General features: G+C 67.0%; 18 protein-coding genes. 5 read left to right on the top strand and 13 right to left on the bottom strand.

Annotated elements, in window-relative coordinates:
• Positions 1–48: 48 nt before the first annotated feature.
• From ABD002_RS09510 to lptF, 4 genes are all read right to left on the bottom strand, one after another.
• Positions 49–1,176: a PilT/PilU family type 4a pilus ATPase gene (locus ABD002_RS09510; RefSeq protein WP_343790046.1), complete on the bottom strand. Its 1,128-nt coding sequence runs from the start codon at positions 1,174–1,176 to the stop codon at positions 49–51.
• 119 nt (positions 1,177–1,295) lie between these two features.
• Positions 1,296–2,435, bottom strand: coding sequence for an acyltransferase family protein (locus tag ABD002_RS09515; protein WP_343790049.1), 1,140 nt, complete (start codon positions 2,433–2,435; stop codon positions 1,296–1,298).
• Between the two features lie 101 nt (positions 2,436–2,536).
• Complete coding sequence (lptG, locus tag ABD002_RS09520; protein WP_343790052.1) at positions 2,537–3,628, bottom strand: LPS export ABC transporter permease LptG; 1,092 nt, start codon at positions 3,626–3,628, stop codon at positions 2,537–2,539.
• Positions 3,625–4,800, bottom strand: coding sequence for an LPS export ABC transporter permease LptF (gene lptF, locus ABD002_RS09525; protein WP_343790054.1), 1,176 nt, complete (start codon positions 4,798–4,800; stop codon positions 3,625–3,627). The genes lptG and lptF overlap by 4 nt, the downstream gene beginning before the upstream one ends.
• A gap of 153 nt (positions 4,801–4,953) precedes the next feature.
• Between lptF and ABD002_RS09530 the strand changes: the two genes are divergently transcribed.
• The 5 genes from ABD002_RS09530 to ABD002_RS09550 all read left to right on the top strand — a co-directional run bounded on the left by ABD002_RS09530 (position 4,954) and on the right by ABD002_RS09550 (position 10,891).
• Positions 4,954–6,447, top strand: coding sequence for a leucyl aminopeptidase (locus tag ABD002_RS09530; RefSeq protein WP_343790057.1), 1,494 nt, complete (start codon positions 4,954–4,956; stop codon positions 6,445–6,447).
• Positions 6,444–6,857, top strand: a complete 414-nt coding sequence (locus tag ABD002_RS09535; RefSeq protein WP_343790060.1) for a hypothetical protein — start codon at positions 6,444–6,446, stop codon at positions 6,855–6,857. The genes ABD002_RS09530 and ABD002_RS09535 overlap by 4 nt, the downstream gene beginning before the upstream one ends.
• Before the next feature lie 4 nt (positions 6,858–6,861).
• Positions 6,862–7,284 (top strand): DNA polymerase III subunit chi, encoded by a 423-nt coding sequence (locus ABD002_RS09540; RefSeq protein ID WP_343790063.1) that lies wholly within the window; start codon positions 6,862–6,864, stop codon positions 7,282–7,284.
• A 165-nt stretch (positions 7,285–7,449) separates the two neighbouring features.
• Positions 7,450–10,278, top strand: coding sequence for a valine--tRNA ligase (locus tag ABD002_RS09545; protein WP_343790066.1), 2,829 nt, complete (start codon positions 7,450–7,452; stop codon positions 10,276–10,278).
• Between the two features lie 40 nt (positions 10,279–10,318).
• Entirely contained in the window at positions 10,319–10,891 is a 573-nt protein-coding gene (locus ABD002_RS09550) for a hypothetical protein (RefSeq protein ID WP_343790069.1), read from the top strand.
• Here ABD002_RS09550 and rimI read toward each other — a convergent pair.
• The 9 genes from rimI to ABD002_RS09595 form a co-directional block, all read right to left on the bottom strand.
• The gene (gene rimI, locus ABD002_RS09555; protein ID WP_343790072.1) at positions 10,888–11,367 is read right to left on the bottom strand and encodes a ribosomal protein S18-alanine N-acetyltransferase; all 480 of its coding nucleotides are present in this window, start codon (positions 11,365–11,367) and stop codon (positions 10,888–10,890) included. The genes ABD002_RS09550 and rimI overlap by 4 nt on opposite strands.
• A gap of 7 nt (positions 11,368–11,374) precedes the next feature.
• Positions 11,375–11,977: a hypothetical protein gene (locus tag ABD002_RS09560; protein WP_343790075.1), complete on the bottom strand. Its 603-nt coding sequence runs from the start codon at positions 11,975–11,977 to the stop codon at positions 11,375–11,377.
• A complete protein-coding gene (locus ABD002_RS09565; RefSeq protein WP_343790078.1) occupies positions 11,967–12,587 on the bottom strand; it encodes an ABC-type transport auxiliary lipoprotein family protein in 621 nt (206 codons plus the stop codon). The genes ABD002_RS09560 and ABD002_RS09565 overlap by 11 nt, the downstream gene beginning before the upstream one ends.
• Positions 12,584–13,510 carry an MlaD family protein gene (locus tag ABD002_RS09570; RefSeq protein ID WP_343790081.1) on the bottom strand — a complete coding sequence of 309 codons (927 nt, stop codon included), beginning with the start codon at positions 13,508–13,510 and terminating at the stop codon, positions 12,584–12,586. Before ABD002_RS09570 ends, ABD002_RS09565 begins: the two co-directional genes overlap by 4 nt.
• A 139-nt stretch (positions 13,511–13,649) precedes the next feature.
• A complete protein-coding gene (locus ABD002_RS09575; protein WP_343790084.1) occupies positions 13,650–14,453 on the bottom strand; it encodes an ABC transporter ATP-binding protein in 804 nt (267 codons plus the stop codon).
• A gap of 136 nt (positions 14,454–14,589) precedes the next feature.
• On the bottom strand, positions 14,590–15,387 hold the full coding sequence (locus tag ABD002_RS09580) for an MlaE family ABC transporter permease (protein WP_343790087.1): 798 nt from the start codon (positions 15,385–15,387) through the stop codon (positions 14,590–14,592).
• Positions 15,384–15,728 (bottom strand): STAS domain-containing protein, encoded by a 345-nt coding sequence (locus tag ABD002_RS09585; protein WP_343790090.1) that lies wholly within the window; start codon positions 15,726–15,728, stop codon positions 15,384–15,386. The genes ABD002_RS09580 and ABD002_RS09585 overlap by 4 nt, the downstream gene beginning before the upstream one ends.
• Positions 15,725–17,473 (bottom strand): ATP-binding SpoIIE family protein phosphatase, encoded by a 1,749-nt coding sequence (locus ABD002_RS09590; protein ID WP_343790092.1) that lies wholly within the window; start codon positions 17,471–17,473, stop codon positions 15,725–15,727. The genes ABD002_RS09585 and ABD002_RS09590 overlap by 4 nt, the downstream gene beginning before the upstream one ends.
• The gene (locus tag ABD002_RS09595; RefSeq protein ID WP_343790095.1) at positions 17,470–18,270 is read right to left on the bottom strand and encodes a CDP-alcohol phosphatidyltransferase family protein; all 801 of its coding nucleotides are present in this window, start codon (positions 18,268–18,270) and stop codon (positions 17,470–17,472) included. Before ABD002_RS09595 ends, ABD002_RS09590 begins: the two co-directional genes overlap by 4 nt.
• Between the last annotated feature and the right edge of the window lie 175 nt (positions 18,271–18,445).

The following is an 18,445-nucleotide window of genomic DNA, read 5'->3' on the forward strand; positions in this document are numbered from 1 at the left end:
ATCAGACGCACCTGGCTTTTCCCATTCCCTATTCCCTACTCCCAGTTTTCAGGTTTCAACGAGCTCGACACCATCCAGTCCCTGGCTCAGCGTGTGCGCGTCGCCGCCCTGCGCGAGCTTGATCTTCAGGCGCACCTCGTTCGCCGAGTCGGCGTGGCGCAGCGCATCCTCGTAGCTGATCTCGCCGGCCTGGTACAGCTCGAACAGGCTCTGGTCGAACGTGCGCATGCCGAGGTTGGTCGACTCCTTCATCACATCTTTCAGCTTGTGGATCTCGCCCTGGCGGATGTAGTCGGCGACCAGCGGCGTGCCGAGCATGACTTCCATCGCGACGCGGCGCGCCTTGCCGTCCGGGGTCGGGATCAGCTGCTGCGCGACCACGCCCTTGAGGTTCAGCGAAAGATCCATGAACAGCTGCTGGCGGCGGTCCTCGGCGAAGAAATGGATGATGCGGTCCATCGCCTGGTTCGCGTTGTTCGCGTGCAGCGTGCACAGGCACAGGTGACCGGTTTCGGAGAAGTTGATCGCGTGCTCCATCGTCTCGCGCGTGCGCACCTCGCCGATCATGATCACGTCCGGCGCCTGGCGCAGCGTGTTCTTCAGCGCGTTTTCCCAGCTGTCGGTGTCGATGCCCAGTTCGCGCTGGGTGACGATGCAGCCCTCGTGCTTGTGCACGTACTCGATCGGGTCCTCGATCGTGATGATGTGGCCGGTCGAGTTCAGGTTGCGGTAGCCGATCAACGCGGCCAGTGAGGTCGATTTGCCGGTGCCGGTCGCGCCGACGAAGATGATGATGCCGCGCTTGGTCATCGCCAGCGACTTCACGATCGCCGGCAGATTCAACTCATCGATCGTCGGGATGCGCGTCTCGATGCGGCGCAGCACCATGCCGACGCAGTTGCGCTGGTAGAAGCACGACACGCGAAAACGGCCGACACCGGTCACGCTGATCGCGAACTGGCATTCGTGCGTCTTCTCGAACTCCTCGCGTTGCGAGGGCGTCATCACGTTCAGCACCATGTCGCGCGACTGCTGCGGCGTCAGCGCGTTCTGGGTGATTGGCGCGATGCGCCCGTTGACCTTCATCGACGGCGCGACACCGGCCGTGATGAACAGATCCGACGCCTTCTTGTGCGTCATCAGCTTCAGGTACGAGGTGAAATCGACGCTGCTCATGGCCACTTCCCCCTACGCATGTGCTGGAACGCTTGCAACCCGCCGGCGAGCGGGTTCCTGACGGTTTCGCCGCATCTTACACCCCGCAAGCCGGCCGCTCACCGCGACCGCCGCACATTTCAGGGCACTACCGCATCCGCCGCCGGCACCGGCCGTTCGCGGTGGTAGAGGCCGCGCAGGCGCAGGAACGGCAACTCGACGAAACGATAGGTCAGCGCGGAAATCAGCAATGTGGCAGGCAACGCGATCAGCGCCGTATTCAGCAGCGCATCGACCACGAAGTGCCCGCTGAACGCGAACGGCAGCGCGAGCTTGAGCATCGTGTAGATCACCATGAAGTGGATCAGGTAGATCGAATACGAAACCTCGCCGATCCGCGCCACCACGCGCGACCAGAGCCCGCCGGCGGCATTCGCGAAATCGACGTAGCCGACCACGAATGCGGCCCAGAGCACGCCCTCGAAGGTCGGCCAGAACACCTTCCACCACGCCACGGTCGGCCACCCACCTGCGGCGTTGAGCGCGTACAGCGCAAGGACCATCGCCGCGAGCGCCGCCAGCGCCAGCAACCCGCCACGCTGCTGCGACAAGGGATGTCGACTGAAGAACCAGGCCGCCCACATGCCGATAAGGAACTGGTCGAGCCGGCCGAGGATGGTCGTGTAGGCCAGGTCGCGCGGATTGCCGCCGGCCAGCACCGCGACACTGCGGAACAAGAGCAGCACCGCGACCAGGCCGAGCAGATGGCGGGTCCAGCCGCCCTTCAGCACCGCGATCAGCAATGGAAACAGCACGTAGAACTGCCACTCGACCGCGATCGTCCAGAGCATGCTCGTGAACGGCGGTGCGACCAGCGCGCCCGGCAGGTTCGCCATGCCGAACACGGTCTGCAGGAACGACAGCCAGCCGAAATGTTCCGGCGACGCGGCGATGCCGGCGAACACCAACAGCAGGAACAGCGGATAGGTGCGCAGCAGCCGGTTGCGGATGAACTGGCGGTAGTCGACGCCGCTATCCAGCGAGCCATAGGTCAGGATGAATCCGCTCAGCACCATGAACAGCGCGACCGCGGTATGCCCTTCGGCCAGTGCGGCCACGAGAACGTTGCCCGACTGCAGCCAGTGTTCTGGACCGAAATCCTGGTGGAAACGCGTGTCGTACGAGAACAGATGCAGGCCGTGGTAGAACACGATCAACACCGCGGCATACGCGCGCAGATGGTCGACGGCCGGGAAATAGCGGATGTTGGGGCTGCGCATGCGCGGGTTCCGGTCAGCGCCGGCGTTGTTGTTGTCAGCGGACTATAGCCGCTCGGCACGCGGATGCGGTGCGGAAATCGTCCCGGTCGGCCTGTTCCGGCCTACGCGTTGCGACGGAAGTATGCGAACGCGGCGGCGATCAGGATCAGTGGCGGGAACGTGTTCGCGAGCGCGGAATGGATGCCGTTGATCACGCCGAAATTGACGATCGCGTTCTGCAGCAGCTGGAAGCCGAGCGCCAGCACGATGCCGAGGAACAGGCGTTTGGACAGACCCCCGCTGCGCAGCGCGCCGAACGCGAACGGTACCGCGCAGAACACCAGCACGAGCACGTTGAACGGATAGAAGATGCGCGCCCAGTACGCATTGCGGAAACTCGACGCGTCCTGGCGATTGCGGTCGAGATAGTCGATGTTGCGCGAGAGGTCGCGCAGTGGCATGTACTGGGTCTGGATGATGCCCGCCGCGAGCAGGTGCGGATCGAGGCCGGACTTCCAGCGCGCCTCGGCGTGCTGCGTGCTCATCGCGCTTTCGGGACTGAACTCGGTGCGGCGCACGTTGCGCAGGGTCCAGTCGCCCTGCGTGTGCAGCGCGCCGTCGGCGACCGACAGCGACAGCAGCCTGCCCTCGCCGTCGAACTCGAACACTCGCACACCGGCGAGGTCGATCTCGCCACCGCGCGTATGTCCGCGCTTGGCGCTGATCACCGTCTCGCCGTCGCGCGCCCACAGCGCACCGCCCTTGGCCAGCGCGACGTCCTTCGATTTCGCCGCCAGCGACAGCGCCTGCGCCTTGCGCTCGCCGAACGGCCCGAGCGTCTCGCCGAGCAGGGCGACCGCGATGGTCAGCACACCGAGACCGAGCGCGACCGACGCGCAGATGCGCAGCTTCGAGAGGCCCGCCGCGCGCAGCGCGGTCAGTTCGCCGCTGTTGGCGAGGCCGCCGAGGCCGAGCAGGCCGCCGATCAATGCGGAGTAGCCGAACATCTCGTAGAAACGCCGCGGCACGGTCAGCAGCACATAGGCTGCGGCCTTGGTCAGCGAGTATTGGCCCTGGCCGACTTCGTTGATCTCGATGATGAAGATGCGGAATGCGTCGAGCGCGACGAGCGTGACCCAGGTCATGCCGACCGCAGTCAGCACCGCCATCGCGACCAGCCGATCGACTTGCTTGAACATCGGCCAACGCATCATGTCGCCCTCGTCGCTGCACGCGGGCGTTTCAGGCGCTGGCCGCTCCAGATCAGCCAGGCCGCGATCGCGATCGCCGGCACGTAGACCCACCACAGGCCGAAAGCCGGCGCCAGCTTGCCCTGGCTGATCCACGAGCGTCCGAGCAACAGGCCGTTGTAGTAGATCAGCCAGATCAGCAGCGCGACCAGCAGTCGTGCGTAGCGCGGCTCACGCGGACTCGATCGCGACAACGGCAGCGCGAGCAGCGTCAGCACCAGGATCGACAGCGGCGCGGCCAGCCGCCAGTGCAGCTCGGCACGCATCACCCGATCGTCGCGTGCGCGCAGCAGCGTGCCGGTCGGCGCCGAGCGCTTGATCGAGGTCTCGTTGTCGTCGCTCTTGCTGTCAGGCAGCTTGATGTCGTTGCGCGCGAAACGCATCAGCCGGAAATCGTCCTCACCGAGCTTGCCCTCGACACGGAATCCGTCCTGCAGCGCGATGTAGCGGCCCGCGCCGTCGGCATCGTGGTAGAGGAAGCCGTGGGTCGCGGTGATCACGTCGATGCGGGTCTTGCCGGCCTGCTTGTCGGCGCGTTCGCTCTCGATGAACATGCGCTTGAACTGCGTGCCGTCGCCGGACATCTCGCCGACATAGATCACGCCATCGCGACCCGGCAGGTCGACGAACTTGCCCGGCTCCAGCCCTGCCACGATCAGCGAGCGGCTGGCCTCCTGCATCAATTGTTGCGCGAGCCGGTCCGAAGCCGGGCCGAGCCAGAACGAGACCGCGCCGACCAGCAGCATCGTCGGCATTGCAAACAGCATGAGCGGCCGCACCAGGCCGCCGAGATCGAGCCCGGACGACTGCAGCACCGCCATCTCGCTGTCGCGCCACAGGCGGCCGTAGGCGAGCAGCACGCCGAGCAGGGTCGCCAGCGGCATCAGGATGGTCAGTGTGCCGACCGTGCGCAACCCGATCAGCGTGAACAGCAGGTCGGCCGGGATGCGCCCGCGCGCGATCTTGTTCAGCAGGTCCGCGACCGCACCACCGACCAGCACCAGCAACAGGATCACCGTGGCCGCGATGAAGCTGGTCGCGACTTCCTGCAGCAGATAGCGGTCGATGATGCGCGGACGCAAGGCATCGAACACGCGCAACGCGATGGGGCTTTGTCTTAGAATGGCTGGCTTCATGCGCGTACTGGTTGCATCGCGGGCCATGTTCGCCTCGGGCGAGACGGCGGCGACGGCGTCCTTCCCGGACCGGTCCGGGCTGTTTCGTCCTGCAAGCCGGCAAGTGTAACCGCGGGCGCGCCCGGATCATCCAGAAACTTGTCGGAACCCTTCATGACTCTCAAGTTCGCCACCACCACCGACGCACCGGAAAGCGCGGCCACGCCGTGCATCGTCGTCGGCCTGTTCGAGGACCGCACACTGAGCGCCGCCGCCACGCGCGTCGACGAGAAATCCGGCGGCGCGATCAAGCGCCTGGTCGAGAGCGGCGATGCGACCGGCAAGCCCGGCACCAGCACGCTGTTGTTCGGTCTTGCCGGCATCGCCGCGCCACGCGTGCTCGTGATCGGACTCGGCGAACAGAAGAAAGTCGATGCGGCCGCGTTCAATCGAGTCGCCGGCGATGCCGCGCGCGCGCTCAAGGGGCTGCCGATCGACGCCGCGGTGTCATACCTGACCGAAATCGATGTCCCCGACCGCGACAGCGCCTGGAAACTGCGCAGCGCCGCACTGGCCGCGGACAACCAGGCCTATCGTTACACGGCGACGTTCAAGGCGAAGGACGCCCCGAAGACGCCGCAGCTCGAAAGCATCGCGTTCGCCGCTGCCGCGAACGACGCCAATGTCGCGCGCGCACTGACCGAAGCGACCGCGATCGCGAACGGCGTGCGTTTCGCGCGAGAACTCGGCAACCTGCCGCCCAACATCTGCAACCCGGCCTTCCTCGCGGCGCAGGCGAAACAGATCGCCGATGCGCACGCAGGTGTCACGCTCGAAGTGCTCGAACGCGAGGACATGCAAAAGCTCGGCATGGGCTCGCTGCTCGGCGTATCACAAGGCTCGGCGAATCCGCCCAAGCTGATCGTGCTGCGCTGGCAAGGCAAGGACGAGAAAACCAGGCCGTATGCGCTGGTCGGCAAGGGCATCACCTTCGACACCGGCGGCATCTCGATCAAGCCCGGCCCCGGCATGGAGGAAATGAAGTTCGACATGTGCGGCGCAGCCGGCGTGCTCGGCGCGTTCCTCGCCGCGGTCGAACTGAAGCTGCCGCTGAACCTGGTCTGCATCGTGCCGGCGGTCGAGAACATGCCGGACGGCAACGCGTATCGCCCGAGCGACATCCTGACCAGCATGTCCGGCCTCACGATCGAGGTGCTGAATACCGACGCCGAGGGCCGTCTGATCCTCTGCGACGCGCTGACCTACGCGCAGAAGTTCGATCCGGAAGTCATCATCGACGCAGCGACGCTGACCGGCGCCTGCGTTGTCGCGCTCGGCAAGCACGCCTCCGGCCTGATGACCCGCGATGACGAACTCGCCGACCAGCTGCTCAACGCCGGCAACGTGACCCACGACCGCGCCTGGCGCCTGCCGCTCTGGGACGAATACCAGAGCCAGCTCGAATCCGGCTTTGCCGACGTCGCCAACATCGGCGGCAAGTACGCCGGCGCGATCACCGCCGGCTGCTTCCTCGCACGCTTCACCAACGGCCGCCGCTGGGCGCACCTCGACATCGCCGGCACCGCGTGGGAGGAAGGCCGCAAGGGCCTCGCGACCGGCCGGCCGGTGCCGCTGCTCGCGCAGTACCTGATCGACCGCAGCGCGTGAATTCACCGGCCCCGGACACGCGCAGGCAGAAGCAGACCACGCTGATCGCCCTGGTCGGCGCGTCGGTCGTGCTCGGCATCGTCGATGCCGCGCTCGCGCTGCCGCTGACCGACAGCCCTGGTCGCCTCGCATTCACGTTCGGCGGCAACCTCGCGCTGCTGATCCTCGGCTTCCGCTGGCTGCAGTTGGACGCGGCCGAACTCGACATCCGGCGCCCGACCTGGCTCAACGTCGGCATCGTGCTGCTTGCCGCGGTGTTCGTACCGTACTACCTGTACAAGACGCGTCCGGCCAATCACCGCCTGCCCGCGATCGCCGGCTTCTTCGGCCTGGTCTTCGCCTGCATGTTCGCCTCGGCGATGGGCGCGTTGCTGATGAGCTCGATGTCGGGCACCCCGGCGACGCCCTAGCCCCATGCCGCGCGCCGACTTCTACCTGATCGACAAGCCGCGCTTTCGCGACGATCCGCTGCTGCTGGTCTGCGAACTCGCGAAGAAGGCATTTGCGAGCGAGACGCCGACGCTGATCCTCGCCCGCTCGCGGGATCAGGCCGAGGCGCTCGACGAGAAGCTCTGGGAGTTCGACGACAACGCGTTCATCCCGCACCAGATCGCCGGCGACGAGGACGACGCGGTCTGTGCGGTGCTGATCGCACCGCCCGAGGCGCAGACGCCGGATCGCGCGCTGGTGATCAACCTGCGCGACGCGTGCGCGCCGGGCCTGTTCGAGCGCGTGCTCGAGGTCGTGCCGGCCGACGAGGCCGAGCGACTCGGCTCGCGCGAGCGCTGGAAGACCTACAAGCAGGCTGGTTTCGAAGTCGCCAAACACGATATGTAGGAGCGGTTTCAGCCGCGATGCTTTTCGGACGCCGCGTCAGAGCATCGCGGCTGAAGCCGCTCCTACAGGCGGTCGCGCCCACGAGACCCGGCGCGCGCGCTTACAATCGCAGTATTCCCTTTTGAACCAAGTCCTGCGCTCGCGCGGGCGCAGGCAGCCAACGTCATGGAAAAAAGTTACGAACCCGCCCCGATCGAATCGAAGTGGTATGCCGAATGGGAGGCCAAGGGCCTGTTCGCGCCCGCCGCCAGCGGCGAGCCGTACTGCATCCTGCTGCCGCCACCGAACGTGACCGGCACGCTGCACATGGGCCACGCGTTCCAGCAGACGATCATGGATGCGCTGACGCGCTATCACCGCATGCGTGGGTTCCGCACGCTGTGGCAGGGCGGCACCGACCATGCCGGCATCGCGACGCAGAAGATCGTCGAGAATCAGCTCGCCGCACTGGGCCAGTCTCGCCATGATCTCGGCAGAGACGCGTTCATCGAACGGGTCTGGGACTGGAAGGAGCAATCCGGCTCGACGATCACGAACCAGATGCGCCGGCTCGGCGCATCGGTCGACTGGTCGCGCGAGCGCTTCACGATGGATGAAGGCCTATCCGCCGCGGTGCGCCGCGTGTTCGTGACCTGGTATCGCGACGGCCTGATCTACCGCGGCAAGCGCCTCGTGCACTGGGACCCGGTGCTGATGACCGCGGTGTCGGACCTGGAAGTCAACAACGAGGAGAAGGACGGCTCGCTGTGGTCGATCCGCTACCCGGCCTCCGATGGCGGCGAAGGCCTGATCGTCGCGACCACGCGCCCCGAGACGATGCTCGGCGACGTCGCGGTCGCGGTGCATCCGGACGACGAACGCTATCGATCGCTGATCGGCAAGACGCTGACCTTGCCGCTGACCGGGCGCGAGATTCCGGTCATCGCCGACGACTATGTCGACCGCGAGTTCGGCACCGGTGCGGTCAAGATCACGCCGGCACACGACTTCAACGACTGGCAGATCGGCGCGCGGCACAAGCTCGAACCGCGTGTGATCCTGACCCTCGATGCGAAGATCAACGACAACGCACCCGAGAAATACCGCGGCCTCGACCGCTTCGCCGCGCGCAAGGCTGTGCTCGCTGATCTCGAAGCGCAGGGTCTGCTGGTCGAGACGAAGAAGCACAAGCTGCAGGTGCCGATCAGCCAGCGCACGGACGCGGTGATCGAGCCGATGCTGACTGACCAATGGTTCCTCGACCTCACCACCGAGACACGGGCGGATGGCCGCCCCGGCGGCCGCAAGGCGATCACCGAGCCCGCGCTGGCCGCGGTTCGCGATGGCGCGATCAAGTTCGTGCCGGAAAACTGGTCGACGACCTACAACCAGTGGCTGGAGAACATCCAGGACTGGTGCGTCAGCCGCCAGCTCTGGTGGGGTCACCAGATTCCTGCGTGGTACGACGAGGCCGGCAACATCTTCGTCGGCGAGGACGAGGCCGACGCACGCGCGCATGCGACGACCATGCCCGTCGGAGCGCTCAAGCAGGATGAGGATGTGCTCGACACCTGGTTCTCGTCCGCGCTGTGGCCGTTCTCGACGCTCGGCTGGCCCGGCGAGACGTCCGAGCGCGCGGCCGAATGGGAGCAATTCCAGGCCTTCGTTCCGAGCAACGTGCTGGTCACCGGCTTCGACATCATCTTCTTCTGGGTCGCGCGCATGGTCATGGCGACGCAGTACTTCACCGGCAAGGTTCCGTTCCGCGAGGTCTTCATCAACGCGATCGTGCGCGATGCGGAAGGCCAGAAGATGTCGAAGTCGAAGGGCAACACGCTCGACCCGCTCGACCTGATTGACGGCATCGACCTCGAATCGCTGGTGAAGAAGTCGACCGCGTCGCTGCTGATCCCGCAGGCGCGCGAGAAGGTCGAGAAGCGCATCCGCAAGGAGTACCCCGACGGCATCACCGCGGTCGGCGCCGACGCGCTGCGCTTCACGTTCGCAGCGCTTGCGACCTACGGGCGCACGATCAACTTCGACCTGAAGCGCGCGGACGGCTACCGGAATTTCTGCAACAAGCTGTGGAATGCGGCACGGTTTGTGCTGATGAATTGCGCGGATCCGGGACTCGGGACTCGGGACTCGGGATTCGGCAAAGCGCCGGAGACCGAAGCCGAGCGCTGGATTCTCACGCGCCTGCATCACACGCTCACCGAGGTCGAGGCGCATTTCACGACCTATCGCTTCGACCTCGTCGCCCAGGCGCTCTACGAGTTCGTCTGGAACGAATACTGCGACTGGTTCCTTGAACTCTCGAAACCCGCATTGAACGGTGATGACAGGACTGCCGCCGACTCGACACGGCACACCCTGCTGGTCGTGCTCGAAGCCGTGCTGCGCGCGCTGCACCCGATCACGCCGTTTGTCACCGAAGAAATCTTTCATGAAGTCGCGCCGAAGCTCGGCATCGCGACAGGCAGCATCTCGACGCGCGCCTATCCGCGTGCGAACGACTTCACGCCCGACGAGGCGGCGAGCGCCGAAATCGAATGGCTGAAGGCGGTGCTGAGCCAGGTCCGCCGCATCCGCAGCGAGATGAACATCGCGCCCGGCAAGGCGATCCCCCTGTTGTACGCGGGCGGCAACGCCGGCGACCGCGCACGCACCGTGAAGTTCGCAGCACAGATCGGCTTCCTCGCGCGCACCGAGTCGCAACGCTGGCTCGATACGGGCGAAGCCGAGCCGCCGGCCGCGGCCGCGATCGTCGGCGAGCTGAAACTGCTGATCCCGCTGGCCGGCCTGATCGATGTCGGCGCCGAGAAGCAGCGTCTCGAGAAGGAGATCAAGCGCGTCGAAGGCGAAATAGCCAAGTGCAACGCGAAGCTCGGCAAGGAAAGCTTCGTCGCCAGCGCGCCGCCTGCGATCGTCGAGCAGGAAAAACAGCGCCTGGCCGATTTCACCGCGCTGCTGGCGGCGCTGCGCGAGCAGCTCGACAAGCTCGGCGAGATGTAGAGTCACATCGACCGCTGCGCTCACCGACCGGAGATCTGCGATGACGCTCGCCACGCTCGTCAACATCGGCAGCCTGATCAGCAGCGTCGCCGTGCTGGTCTCGTTGGTGTACCTGAACCGGCAGATCCGCCAGGGCGCGCTGAACCAGCGCTCGAAGATGGATCGCGGCCGTTCGCAGCAGGTCGGCGACTGGCTGCAATACATCGCGCAGCCCGATACCGCAGCGCTGATCCTGCGTGGCCACGCCGGTGATCCGAGCCTGAGCGCGGTCGAATGCCACCGCTATTTGTGGAGCATGTATCCGCTGTTCCTGCATTTCGAGGACAGCTACTTCCAGCACCGCGACGGCATGCTCGGCGAGGGCCAGTACGCCTCGATCCTCGGCCATCTCCGGTCGCAATGCGGCGCGCCGGGTTTTCGCTCGCTGTGGCTGCATATCCGTGAGCGCTTTCCGCGCGACTTCGTCACGTTCGTCGACGAAGTGATGCGCGAGGCGCCGGTCGGCGGCGCCGAGATCGCGCAATGGACCGCGGCATGGAAGACGCGTGCGGCCGCTGAGGCGTCGCGGACCCGCACGCCAGAAACGCGGGAAAGCAGCCCCGGGGTTCCCTAACCTTCCGGTTCGAGCAGCTCCATCGCCATCACCAGCGCGTCCTCGCGCCCCTTTTTCGCCGGGTAGTAGTTCGGGCGCCGGCCGAATTCGTTGAAGCCCATGGACTCGTACAGCGCGATCGCGTGCGGGTTCGACGGGCGCACTTCGAGGAACACGCGCTCGCAACGGTGCCAGCGCGCGAAGTCGAGCAGGCGCTTGACGAGGCGCCGGCCGTGGCCGTTGCCCTGCTCGAGTGGGGCGACGCAGATATTCAGGATGTGCGCTTCGTTGGCGCCGCTCGAGAGCACGCCATAGCCGACGATCGCGCCCTCACGTACCAGCACGCAGCATTCGTAGCCGGCGCGCAGGCAGTCGTGGAAGATCGCGCGGCTCCACGGAAACTCGTAGGCGGCCGCCTCGATCGCGGCGACCTGGTCCAGATCGTCCGGCTGCATGCGCCGGAACTCCGGCGGCTTCGGTTTCAGGATCGCGACCACGTCGGACTCACGCTTGCGCAGGTGTGGCCGCCCCGTCGTTGGGAGAGTGGCCGTTCGCATGATGATCGGCTGCCGACACGGTCGCTGCAAGCGTGCCCCGCCCTGCGGCCATTCCACGCAGCATCCGCTTCAGTTCACTCCACAGCGCACGCTTCGCCGGCGCGTCGCCAGCGAGCGCGTCCGGTTCCCCCATAACGACCCAGCCGATCTCGCGCTGGCGCTGTGCCGGCAGTGCTGCACCGGCCGCGCGCGCGCAGGCGTCACCGAACATGACCAGCGCGGCAGCCGTGGCGAGCGCGGATTCGTCGGGCGCGTCGAGACGTGCGCACGCGACGCGCGCGAAACGCAGCGTCCGTGCGACATCGGTGAGCAGCGCAGTGGCGCGCGGTGACGTCCCCCTCGCGAGCAGCAGGACGTCGATCCGCTCTGCCGGCGCCGCTTCGATCACCGCTTTAGCGGCAGGCTGCGCTCCGCGCTGCGCGTGCTCCGGCACCGGCGCCATGGGCGCAGAATCGGCAAGCACACGCAGTGCCATCGCGCTCGCGGCACGCGGCTGATAGACATCGATGCCCATCTCGGCCAGACGGCGCAGGCTGGTTTCATCCCGCATGGATGTCCGCTCCACGCTTGCGCAGGTCCGCGTGGAACCTCGCGAAGATCTCGTCCAGCGCAGCACCGTAGGCATCGACGGTCGCCTTCAGGTCGGCGCCGTCGGCCGCCTTCTCGGCACGATAGTAGTCATCCACGAATGGCGTTCCGTCGCGCGCGTCCGCGCGCAGCTTCAGCGCGACGACCGCGTCGTAGCCGCCTGCGGCGGACGGCACGCGGTCGAAGCGCAGGATGGTCCCGCTGACGCGAATCGCCGGATGGCTCGCCGGCAGCTCGTCGGTGACCTGCGCCGCCACGTTCGCGTCGCGCAGCTGCTCGATCAGGCGCCGCTGCAGGATCCGTGTCGGCGGATCGGTCCATAGCTGGTAGTGGTACTGGCGCAGCTGCTGCGCACCGGGATCCAGCGCGTAGATCAGCGCCTGGTCCGCGTAAAGGCCATCGGCGCCGAACGCGTCGACGACCAGTGCGCCGCGAAACAGCGGCGTGCCGTCCGCCTCCAGCGGTTGCGGACGCGGCAGCCTGAAATACGTGAAATCCGGCACCGTCGGCGCGCCGCAACCCGCCAGCGCGACGGACACGAACAGAGCCAGTGCGATCAGGCGGCGCGTCATTGCGGTTCTTCCTGCAGCTTGTCGGCCTTAGGCGCGAGGATCAGACGGTTCGGATGCGCGCGGATCTCGCGGCTGAACTCGTCGAGATTGCGACTCGAGGATTCCAGATGGTGCGTGATCACATCCATGCGACTCGACAGCGCCGCGAGCACGCTGCCGAGATCCTGCACCGAGCGGCGTACCTCGGGGCGGTTCTCCTTCGCGATGTCGGCGAGTTCGCCCAGCGCTTTGTCCAGCGTCTCGCGCGTCCCGTGCAGTTCCGCGCTGAGTTTGCGCACCTCGGCCAACGTCCCGGCGACGGCCGCCCGATTCTCCGGCTTCAGCAGATCGTTGAGCGAATCGGAGGCGCGATTGACGCGATCGAGCAGGCCACGGGTCTGGTCGAGGATCGCCGGCGCGTTCTGGTCGATCGCGCCCGTGATCGAATCAACTCTCTGCGAAAGGGTGCGGATCAGCGGCGAAATCTGCGTGCGCGTCAGCGTGCTGACCTCGCCGGCCAGCTCGTTCATTGCGGCGAAGATATCACCGCCCTCCTCGGCCTTGAGCTCGCCGCCGGGCTTGAGCATGTCGCGGCTCGTACCCTCGCGGATGCCGATCGAGACGTCGGCGAGCAGGCCGCTCGACTGCAGGCGAGCGGGGCTGTCCTGCGGAATCGGCCAGTCACGGCGGATCGCCAGCGCGACCCGGTAGCGCGTGCCGTCCGCGCTGCGCTCCGGCGTCACCTTGCCGACCTGGCCGATGCGGTAACCCTGGTAGAACACCGGCGCGCCGTAGCGCAGGCCGGTCACGTTTCGATAGCGCACAAAATAGTCGTCGCTGGCGACGGCGCGCCCGGTGATCAGCGCGAGGCCGACCAGCAGCAGCACGAGCGCGCCGACGACGACGGCGCCGACCAGCGTGTAGTTGATGGTGTCGCGTTTCAAAACCCGCTCCCCGAGATCCACCGAATCACTTCTTCGTCATCCCGGCGAAAGCCGGGATCCAGTTCCTTTGACGGAAAAGGCTGGATCCCGGCTTTCGCCGGGATGACGGCATTACGGAATCGCTCCCGCATGGACATTATCAAGCTTCTTCTTCCGTGAGGCGCTTGAGATAGGCATCCGCATCGACCTGCACCTCGCGCGGCCGCCGGTTCAGCAGGTCCTGGATGCGCTCATTGTCAGCCGCCCGCACCGCAGCGACCGTGCCGGTCATCAGGATCTCGCCCGCATCGAGCACGGTGATCGTGTCGGCGATCTTGAACGCGCTCTCGAGCTCGTGGGTGACCACCACGATGGTCATGCGCAGCGCATCGCGCAGGCGCAGGATCAATTCGTCGAGTTCCGCCGAGACGACCGGATCGAGACCGGCCGACGGCTCGTCGAAGAACAGCAGGCGCGGATCCATCACGATCGCCCGCGCGAGCGCCGCGCGCTTGACCATGCCGCCGGAGAGCTGGCTCGGCATCAGGTCCTGGAAACCGCCGAGATTGACCACCTCGAGCTTGAGCCGGCTCATGATGCGGATCGTCGACTCGTCCAGCCGCGTGTGTTCACGCAACGGCAGCGCGACGTTCTCGCCGACCGTCAGCGAGGTCAGCAGCGCGCCGCCTTGGAACGACACGCCGATGCGCTTGCGCACATCGAGTAGCTCGCGTTCGCTGGCTTCGCCGAGATCGACCCCGTACAGCCGGACCGATCCGCTGACCGGCCGCTGCAGGCCGAGCAGATGGCGCAGCAGCGTGCTCTTGCCCGAACCCGAGCCGCCCATGATCACGCGGATTTCGCCCGCGTTGACCGAGAAGTCGATGCCATGCAGCACGCGCCGGCGGCCGTACCAGGCTTCGAGCTTCTCGACTTCGATCAGGGGCGCCGGCGACATATTCATACCGACGCTCGCACAGGCTCCCGTAGGAGCGGCTTCAGCCGCGATGCTCTCGTTCGACCTTGCAGCGCGCGCACGGGAAGCATCGCGGCTGAAGCCGCTCCTACATCGGATTTGCGCGATGGCAATGCTGTCGTGTTCATCGATTCAGGAAGAACGAAAAGATCATGTCGACCACAATGATCCAGCAGATCGACAGCACGACCGAACGCGTGGTCGCGCGCCCGACGCCTTCGGCACCGCCGGTCACCGAGAAGCCGGTGCTGACGCCGATCAGCGTGATCAGCAACGCAAACACGACGCTCTTGGCGAGGCCCTGCCAGACATCGCCCGGCGTCAGCAGCGACAACGTCTGCAGCAGGTACGCGATCGGCGTCACGTTCAGCGCCGGCGCGCTGTACAGCGCCGCGCCGAAGATCGCGACCGCGTTCGCAAAGATCGTCAGCGCCGGCAGCATGACCAGCATCGCGATCAAGGCCGGAGCGACCAGGTAGCGCACCGGTTCGATGCCGATCACCGCGAGCGCGTCGACTTCCTGAGACACGGACATCGAACCGATCCGCGCCGCCAGCGCGGAGCCGGAGCGGCCGGCGACGAGGATCGCGGTGATCAGTGCGCCGAATTCGCGCGTGACCGATTTCGCGACTGCGACCACGACCTGCGACTGCGCGCCAAACTCGGAGAGCGAGGCAATGAACTGGATGCCGAGCATCAGCCCGACCGTGAAGCCGAGCAGCGCGACGATCGGCAGCGCGTCGGCGCCGATCTCGCGCATCTGCCTGACCACCGCGACCAACCGCACCGGCTGGCCGATACGCCAGCCGGCGACCGTGTAGTACAGCGCTTCGAACAGCAACATCGCCGCATAGCCGACGCCGCTCAACGCCTCCAGCGTCGCGCGGCCGACGTCGGCCAGCGGGCGTGCCAGTGCGTTCACGCAGCGATGAGGATCGCGTCGGACGTGGCGACCAGCAGGAACACGCGGTCGAGCCGTGCGAGTTCGAGCACCGCGCGCACCGCGTCGCTGACCGCGACCAGCACGAAGCGGCTGCCTCGTGTGCGTGCGCGCTGGAAGCCCTCGACCAGCGCGGCGATGCCGGACGAATCGATGTAGCTGACCGCGGACAGGTCCACGCCGACCGGAGAGTCGCCGGCGAGTGCGTCGAGCACCGCACGGCGCACCGCTTGCGACCAGGAGAGATCGACTTCGCCGCTGAGGCGGACCAGCACGTAGCCGTCGCGCGCCTCGCTGCTCACGTTGTTCGGGTTGACGCTCATGCCTCGTTCGCCTCTTCGGTGCCGATGTCTTCGATGCGCTTGCGCAGGATCAGCCGGTTGCCCTGCCCGCCCCGTACGGATTCGATGCGCCAGTCGTCCATGACCTCGTCGATCAGCGCCATGCCGAAACCGCCGCAGCGGCATTCTCCGAGCGGCTTCGGACGCAAGCTGGCCGGATCGACGCAGGGCGCGCTGTCGGTCAGCTCGAAGCTCAACATCGGGCCGGCGCGCAGGATGCGCAAGTCGATGTCGCCCTCGCGCTGCGGACCATAACCGTGGCGGATGATGTTCGCGCAGGCCTCGTCGACCGCGAGCACGAGGCGGTCGCGCAGCTCCGGCGCGACGCGCAGACCGTCCAGGGCATGGCGGATCGCGCTGCGCAGATCGCGCAGTTCCGCCGCACGCGCCGGGATGCGCCGCTCGAGCAGCACCTCGGGCGCCTCGGCGCGTGGCGCCTCGACGAGCAGCAGCGTGGTGTCATCGACGAGACGCAGGTGCTTCAGCTCCGCGAGCAGTCCGCGCAGGCGCGCGTCGCGCGGCGCCTGCGCGTGCCGCGCGATCAGCTCACGCACGCCGGCGTCGCCGATCCGCTGGCCGGCGTCATCGCGCACATCGGTCGCTCCGTCCGAGAACGCATACAGCGTGCCGCCTTCGAGTGGAATGTCATGTTCGTCGAATGCGACACCGGACAGGATGCCGAGCGGCGGCCCACCGGACGCGTAGTCGCTGAACGTTCCGGCGCGATGCACAATGACCGGCGGGAAGCCGGCGCCGGCGAACTGCACCCGGGTCGCGGCACGGTCGCAATAGCCGACCAGCGCGCAGACGAAGCGGCCGTCCCGGGCCGTCTCGCACAATTCCTCGTTCGCGCGCGCGAGCCACGCGCCCGGCGCGAGCCCGTCCTTGCCGGCCCAGCGCAGCAGGCTCGCCGCACGCACCATCAGCAGCGCCGCGTCGAGGCCCTTCCCGGAAATATCGCCGACGACGAAGCCGATGCGGCCGTCGGCGAGTTCGAAATAGTCGTAGAAGTCGCCAGAGATCTCGTGCGCGGGACGGTTGACCGCGATGATCGGGAAATCGTCGCGGCGGCGGTGCGGCAGCAGGGACTTCTGCAGGCGCCGCGCGAGGTCGAACTCGCGCTTCAGGCGCTGCTGCTCGAGCAGGTTGCTGGCCATGCGCGCGTTGTTGATCGCAAGCGCGGCCGGCGCCGCGATGATGCCGAGCAGCTCCGCGTCCGCGGCCGAGAAGGGTTTTCCATCGCGGCGGTTAACGATCTCGATCGCACCGATCGGCCCGGCCGCGGTTGCCAGCGGCGCGCAGACCAGGCTCCGCGTGACGAAACCGGTGGTGTCGTCGGCCGCGCGCCAGATGCGCGGATCGCTGGCCGCGTCGGTGACGATCTGCGTCGCGTTCTCGGCGACCGCACGGCCGACCACGCCCTGGCCCACGCCGAGGCGCGCGCCGGTGATGTCGACCGGGCCGACGCAGATCCGGCATTCGAGCACCTCGCCGGCCGGATCGAGCAGGAACAGCGAGGCCGCCTCGACGCGCATGAAGTCCACCACGCGCGTGACCGCCTCGGACAGGGTCTGGCGCAGGTCCAGCGTGACTGCGAGCGCCTGCGCGAGATCGGCCAGGAACGTGAGCGTGTCGGCTTCGCGCGTCCGCCTTTGCGGATGGCCGCGCGAAGTTCTTGCCGCGTCCTTCGCGCGCGAGCCGGTCGGCCTGGCGCGCGCGGTGTTCACTCGTCGCCCTTTCCCGTGCCGCGCTGGGCGCGCAGGCTGCGTTTCTGGCGCAGGCCCCAGAGCGTCATCGCCGGGCCGGACAGCACGTACAGCACCGCGATACCGAACAGCACGCGCGGCGGATCGACCGCGAGCGCGACCAGAATCAGCATCGCGGCGGGTATCCAGATGAACGGCACGCGATCCGACTTCGGCCATGCCTTGAAGCTAAAGTAGCGCACGCGACTGACCATCAGCAGTCCGGCGACGATCGCGATCACCGGCGTCACGAAGTCCATGTCGCTGGCGTTGAAGCCGAACAAGCCCTTGGCCTCGATCGCCCAGACGAAGGACATGCACAGCCCCGCCGCCGCAGGACTGGCCAGGCCTTGGAAGTAGCGCTTGTCGGCGACGCCGACCTGGGTGTTGAAGCGCGCCAGCCGCAATGCCGCGCAGGCCGCATAGATGAACGCCGCGGCCCAGCCGAGCTTGCCCCAACCCGAGCCGTAGGCCTTCAGCGCCGACAGCGACCAGGTGTACATGACCAGTGCGGGTGCGAGACCGAAGCTGACCAGGTCCGACAGCGAGTCGTACTGCACGCCGAACTCGCTCTGGGTGCCGGTCAGGCGCGCGACGCGGCCGTCGAGCCCGTCGAGGATGCCGGCCACGAACACCGCGACCGCGGCCTCGGTGTAGCGCCCGCCGATGCTGGCCACGATGGCGTAGAAGCCGGCGAACATCGCGGCGGTCGTGAACAGGTTCGGCAGCAGGTAGATCCCGCGCGGCGGCTTGCGCGCGCCGGTCGAAGTCTCATCCATGTCGATCAGCGGCAACGTAGGAAATATGGAGAGAAGTGTACCGTGATCCACCATGGCGGGTGCTTTCGCCCGTGCGCTGGCGGAGCAATCGCGACAGCGGTAGTGCGCGGCATCCTCCGGGGGTGGACGGAACCGCCGCCCGGCGAGGCTCGGCACATCGCAAACAAACGCGGCG

This window comes from Dokdonella soli (genome assembly GCF_039523175.1).
In the GTDB taxonomy this organism is placed as follows: domain Bacteria; phylum Pseudomonadota; class Gammaproteobacteria; order Xanthomonadales; family Rhodanobacteraceae; genus Dokdonella_A; species Dokdonella_A soli.